Raw genomic sequence first — 6,033 nt, 5'->3', positions numbered from 1 at the left:
TGAATGGGTGGTGGCCGGCACTGGGGAGTCTGCAGCTTCGTAGTGTTGAGAGTGGCGGTCGGCGCTGGTCCGCAAGCTTCTTGTCGCCCCTGGAAGGGGGCTGGCTCATTGATAGGGTGCCCGGCCGGCCGCCACCTGCCCTGGGTGTGGTTCGACAGAGGCGTGCAGGTGGATTGAAGTCAGAGTGCCCACCGAGGGAGCTTCATATCCCTGCCAGTGGAAGCAGTCTGCCATGACGATCATCGGGATCGATCCGCACAAGTCCTCGCTCACCGCCGTAGCCCTTGAGGCTGATGGAACTACCCGTGCCACGCGGCGCTTCGCCGTGACCAAGGGCACCGGCCCGGCCGTGCTGGCCTGGGCCTCCCAGTTCGACCAGACGTTGTTCGCCGTCGAAGGCGCAAAAGGCCTGGGCCGGGGCATCTCCCAGTACCTCATCAGCCAGGGCCACGAGGTCATCGATGTTCCCTCGACCCTGTCGATGAAGGCCCGGGTGCTGCACACCGGCGGCGGGCGGAAGACCGATGCCGCTGACGCCCGGGCCGTAGGATGGGCCGCCCAACACCACGAGGGTCTGCGGCGGGTGATGGCCGAGGACCATACCGAGATCCTGGACCTGCTCACTCACCAGCGTGACGCGCTCAAAGGTGAACGGACCCGGGCCCTGAACCGACTCCACGACCTGCTCCGAGATCTAATCCCCGGTGGCGTGCCCCGAGGCCTGAACCTCACCAAAGCGAAGGCGGCGGTGCGCACGGTGCGCCCGGCCACAGCCATCGCCCAGTGCCGGCGCGATCTGGCACGGGATCTGATCGGTGAGGTGGCCCGGCTGGAGAAGCTGATGGACGACTACGAGCAACGGATCGCCGAGGAGCTGCAGATCACCGGCACCTCTTTGATGGAGCTGCCGGGCATCAGCACCATCCAGGCCGGGAAGATTCTGGGCGAGGTCGGGGACGTGCGCCGGTTCCGCTCGGCCGGGCACTTCGCCAGTTACACCGGTGCCGCACCCCTGGACACCTCCAGCGGGGACAACATGCGGCAGCGTCTGAACCCCGGAGGCAATCGTCAGCTGAACTCGGTGCTGCACGTTATGGCGGTGTGTCAGATCAGCCATGCAGGCCTCGGTCGGGAGTACTACTTGAAGAAGATCCAGGAGGGCAAGACCCCGCGCGAGGCCCGCAGAGCCCTCAAACGTCGGCTGAGCAACGTCGTCTACCGCACCATGCTCAAGGACCTGACGGCCAACAAACCGGCCCTCCCTTGACACAGAGGCCCTATCAGGCCACACCCGGACCTCGCCCGGCCGGACCGGCGGGGCGGCACATCGCGGACAAGCCCACCGTGGTCGGGGGCAGCGAATAAACGGGCCAACCCCGCCGGCACTTCCTACGATGACATTGACACGAAGAAAATCGAGGCCAACCGCTTAGATCTCGTTGGCCTCGCGCAACCGCTTGTTCTCGGCCTTCAGCCGCTTGATCTCCTCAACGCCCTCGGAGGTGACCCCGGACGGGAGCCGGCGTCGACCTCGGCCTGGGACACCCACCGCCGCAACGTCTCACACGCCACACCGAGCTCAGCTCCGACCGCGACGCTGGCCGCGGTCACCGATCCGTAGTCGGCCTGATGGTCCTGCACCACCCGTTCTACCCGAGCCTTGAACTCGGGATCGTACGTCTTGGGCATGTCGTCATCCCTCATCACCAGGAAGCGGCATCAACCCCGCGACGGTTCAGTGGGTATGTCGTAGCGGCCGGGCAATCGAGCGCTGGGGGTCGTAGTCGAATCGATTAACACACCCCCCTTCATCTAGGTCGGCGTCTCACATCCACTCCAGAGCGGCACTCACTGCGACCGCTTGATGCTTCGTGGACTTCTTGGCCAACTACGTGGTCATTGGCCACATCAGTCGGCTGCTTTGGCCAACTAGTTGTAAGAGGGCATGACGTTATTGGCACGGGCCGGGACGCGTGAGGCCGGAGTGTGGGAGAAGCTCCACCACGCCGTCCTCGACCAACTCGGCCAGGACGGGGCGCTCGACTGGTCCCGTGCCTGCCTGGACTCGGTGAGTGTTCGGGCCAAAAGGGGGGCGAGCTGACGGGGCCCAACCCCACCGATCGCGGGAAACTCGGTACGAAGTACCACGTGCTGGTCACCGCTGACGGGTTGCCGTTGGCGGTGGCGATCACCGGGGCCAATCGCCATGACTCCATGCTGGTGGAGCCGATCCTGGAGGGGCTGGTCCCGGTCAAGGGCCGAGGACGGGGACGTCCACGGCGGAGACCGGTCAAGCTGCACGCGGACAAGGCCTACGACAACAAACGGGTGCGCCGCTACCTTCGCCGACGTGGCATCACCGCGCGGATCGCCCGCATCGGTGTGGACTCCAGCGAACGGCTGGGCCGCCACCGTTGGGTCGTGGAACGCACCATCTCCTGGTTGCTGGCCTTCCGCCGCCTGGCCATCCGCTACGACCGCAGCGCCGCCACCATCACCGCTGTCGTCACCCTGGCGGTCACCGTCATCTGCGCCCGGCGACTGCTTCGGAAGAACTATTGAAACCATCTCTTAGGGGTGGCCCGCGGCGGCCCACCGGGGCCATGATGGCACCATGACTGATGCTCAACGGAAGCTGTCCGCTGCCGAGGTCGCCGAGGCCGGGCTCACCGGCTGGCGCCAGGCCGGTGAGACTCTCGTCGCCACTTTCAGGACCCGGAAGTTCTCCACCGGGCTGGAGCTCGTGAACCGCATCGGCGCCTCCGCCGAGGAGGCCAACCACCACCCCGACCTCACCCTCACCTACCCCGAGGTCGGCGTCACGCTCTCCAGCCACGATGTCGGCGGGATCACCAGCCGCGACATCGACCTGGCCCGCACCATCAGCGGCCACGCCGCGGACCTCGGGGTCGCCGCCGCGGAGTGAGTCCGCGCCGTCGGGCATGGGCGAACGGACCATTGAGGCGCCGAGCGGATACGCCAAGAGACGATCAGGGAAGCGCCCCGTGATCGGGCCTCCGTCAGGCTGCGTGGAGGACCGGCGACCCGTCCTCCGGGATGACGATCGCGCTGGCCGGCGCGCCGATGTGTGCCGGACGGCAGAGGAAGACGGCTTCTCCGAGCTGGTCTACACGCCGGCAGACGGCGAGACGCTCACGTTCGGGGACCTGTTCCGCAAGGACCTGCGGACCTTTACCAACCTCTATGACTTCCTCTCCCAGCTGCTGGACTTCGAGGACACCGACGTCGCCAAACGCGCCATGTTCTACCGGGTGCTGTGGGAGGTCACCAAGCAGGACGAGCGCTCAGAGACCCCCGACCTGTCCACCGTGGACCTGCTCGACGTCGTCAGCCGCCCCCGCGGCCCCGCAGCCGATATCCAGCTGGCCTCCGGGGAGGCCCGCGAGCTGATCTCGCTCGGCGCCGCCGGCTCCGGGACGAACCGGGACCCCCAACTCATGGTGCTGGAGTAAATCGTGAACCGGCTCAACGAGATCTTCGGCCAGGACCTCCCGAAGGGCGTGCGAGAGAACTTTCACACGGGACGTGAGGCACCGGGCTAACTGGCCAATGTCGCCAGTCCTGAAGTCCCGAGATCTAGGCATTTTACTCACATCGGACATGTGCTCGCCTACCCGGCTTAATTGACCATTCCCGACCCCTCCGACACCGTCCGGCTCCAACCGTTCAAGAGTTCATGTTGAGCCGGCGACAGCGTTGCCGGCGACCCCCGTAAGGCTGACGGTCGGGCGCCGCTCCGGTCGTCACTGCATTCCGTGGACAAGCCTGGAGCTCGACACGTCGACTGCCAGCCAGTCGGCCAGGTCTTGTTTTTCGTCCTCGGAAGGAAAGAACCCCGCCAGGGCGGCCTGTTCGAGCACACTGCTGAACACAGCGCGGGCGATGGCAGGGGCATCAGGGGCCTGGTCCACACTGAGGTCGGCGCCACCGGTACGGGCACCTCGAATAACGTAGAGAAGTGCTCTCCGGGAGACCTCAACGCCCAGTTCCCTGGCGCGGTCCCTCGACCACTTCGAGGCCTCCGAGAGATTGAAGTCGAACTCACGGGCGTACTCCGAGAGCACCTCGAATACCACGGGCCAGTGTTCATGCGGCAGCCGGGGCATCTTGGCGACGTCGCAGAATCGAGTGATACCCGGAGCAAGCGGCGCCGAGCCCTCCGGCGGGTCACTCAGGCCAGGCTGGACAGGTCCCGGCGCCGGGTGCCTGGCCGAGTCCCAGAAGTGGTGCGGTGAGAAGTTGAGGTTGGGCAAGCCGATCCGCTCGACAGCCTTCCGAAACGTTCCTCCGCCGAACCACCGGGTACGAGTCACGACTTCACCCAGATCGGCGTGGATCCGGCTGGCAAGGCGGGCACAATTGATGGGCACCTCGGAGGACTCGTAATCGCTGCGCACCACCTCGCAGAACTCCCGCCATGCCTCCTCGTCATTCGACCGGCCCCCGGCAGCGGCGTCCCCTGCGACGCTGTGCGCCTCCAGGATCGCCGCGGCTTCCTCAGCGACGTCAGTTTCCGACTCCTGAGCCGGGGCCATGAGGTCGAAGAGGTCCTGCTCATCGAGGTACTGGTCGGCCAGGGCCTCATAGGCCACAGCCGTCGAGCCAGTGGCGATGATCGCGGTCCTGCGGTCATGGGCGCGCAACACCTGGAGCAATGGTGTGAAGTCCGCGTCGCTGGAGGCCAGCACGAACTCGTCGTAGCAGGTCTCGTGCTGCAGAGCGGTCATCACGTCTATCACGATGCGGATGTCCGCTCCGTTCTTCGCGCCCCGCGTGAGACTGGGGCAGTCCACGACCTCCACGCCGGCCTGAGTAAAGAATGGCCGGAACTTTGAAAAGTACAGCCGCTCTCCGGGGTTCAGGGGGTGGGCGATGCTGCCAGAGGGGTTCATGTAGCAACGCAGTACTAGCCAGCGTCGGACGTCGTCAGCGTCATGCGTGGCCAGTCGGTGAATCCATGCGGACGGTCGTTCCGCGAGCTCGAGGGCTGCTTTCGGGTCGCTACTGAGCAACCCGCTGAAAAAGTTGTCGAAGTCTATGAACATGGCGGATCTGCGGTGGCCCATGGCGTCCTCGCGATTGCGTGAGCTGCACTATGTGCCTTAGCTAACCACTTGCAGTAGCCCCCGAGGCCGCAACTCGGCCGTGGCGCGAGCAGATACGCAGCTCGAAAGCCGGCAGGGCTTCCATCCGTTCGACTGCGGCGCTCCGCCACGCCAACGAGCAAATACAGTGGCCGGGACTGCCCCGGGTTTCCTTGACTCCTGACTTGTGAGGATCCTTCCTCACAGTGAGGATGATCCCGTGCCCAAGCCCTACCCCGAGGAGTTCCGCCGCGACGTGGTGGCGGTGGCCCGCAAGCACGAGGCCCCGCTGTCGCAGATCGCCCGCGACTTCGGGATTTCAGAAGCCACGCTCCACAACTGGTTGCGCAAAGCCGATGTCGACGACGGCGTCCGGCCAGGGGTCACCACGGCCGAGTCGGAGGAGCTGCGGGCACTCAAGCGGCGCAATCGGCTGCTCGAGCAGGAGAACGAGATCCTGCGACGGGCCGCAGCATTCTTCGCCCGGGAGCTGCCCCCAAAATGAAGTTTCCGCTGGTCCTCGACCTGGCCGCCGACGGGATCCCCGTCGCGGTGACCTGCCGGACTCTGGGCTTCTCCAAACAAGCCTTCTACCAGTGGAAGGCGAACCCGGTCACCGACCGGGACTGGGATGACGCGCACCTGATCGACGCCGCCATGACCATCCACGCCGACGACCCGGCGTTCGGCTACCGCTTCATCGCCGACGAGCTGCCCGACCACGGCATCACGGCTGGGGAGAACCGCGTGCAGCGGCTGTGCTCGGCCCAGCGGCTCTTCAGCGTCCACTCCAAGAAGCGGGGCCTGAATCGCCGGCCCGGTCCACCGGTGCGCGACGACCTCGTGGAGCGGGACTTCACCGCCACCGCGCCCAACCGGCTGTGGCTGACCGATTTGACCGAGCATCGCACCGATGAGGGCAAGCTCT

General features: G+C 66.0%; 4 protein-coding genes and 2 pseudogenes. 5 read left to right on the top strand and 1 reads right to left on the bottom strand.

Annotated features, from left to right (window positions below; genetic code table 11):
* The first annotated feature begins 232 nt into the window (after positions 1-232).
* From ACH9D2_RS02550 to ACH9D2_RS02535, 4 genes and pseudogenes are all read left to right on the top strand, one after another.
* Complete coding sequence (locus ACH9D2_RS02550; RefSeq protein ID WP_396361156.1) at positions 233-1,267, top strand: IS110 family RNA-guided transposase; 1,035 nt, start codon at positions 233-235, stop codon at positions 1,265-1,267.
* Between the two features lie 708 nt (positions 1,268-1,975).
* Positions 1,976-2,562: pseudogene (locus ACH9D2_RS02545) on the top strand (IS5 family transposase); the annotation flags it as partial.
* A 52-nt stretch (positions 2,563-2,614) separates the two neighbouring features.
* Positions 2,615-2,926, top strand: a complete 312-nt coding sequence (locus ACH9D2_RS02540; protein WP_396361182.1) for a 4a-hydroxytetrahydrobiopterin dehydratase — start codon at positions 2,615-2,617, stop codon at positions 2,924-2,926.
* 160 nt (positions 2,927-3,086) lie between these two features.
* Positions 3,087-3,473, top strand: coding sequence for a hypothetical protein (locus ACH9D2_RS02535; protein WP_396361181.1), 387 nt, complete (start codon positions 3,087-3,089; stop codon positions 3,471-3,473).
* A 291-nt stretch (positions 3,474-3,764) separates the two neighbouring features.
* On the opposite strand, the gene ACH9D2_RS02530 is transcribed toward ACH9D2_RS02535, so the two are convergent.
* Positions 3,765-5,087 (bottom strand): NYN domain-containing protein, encoded by a 1,323-nt coding sequence (locus ACH9D2_RS02530; protein WP_396361179.1) that lies wholly within the window; start codon positions 5,085-5,087, stop codon positions 3,765-3,767.
* A gap of 238 nt (positions 5,088-5,325) precedes the next feature.
* Here ACH9D2_RS02530 and ACH9D2_RS02525 point away from each other — a divergent pair.
* Positions 5,326-6,033, top strand: a pseudogene (locus ACH9D2_RS02525) (IS3 family transposase); the annotation flags it as partial.

The organism is Kocuria rhizosphaericola (assembly GCF_044462205.1).
Classification (GTDB): Bacteria; Actinomycetota; Actinomycetes; order Actinomycetales; family Micrococcaceae; genus Kocuria; species Kocuria rhizosphaericola.
The sequence above is the reverse complement of the archived record's forward strand: the minus strand, read 5'-3'. Positions and strand labels throughout refer to the sequence as shown.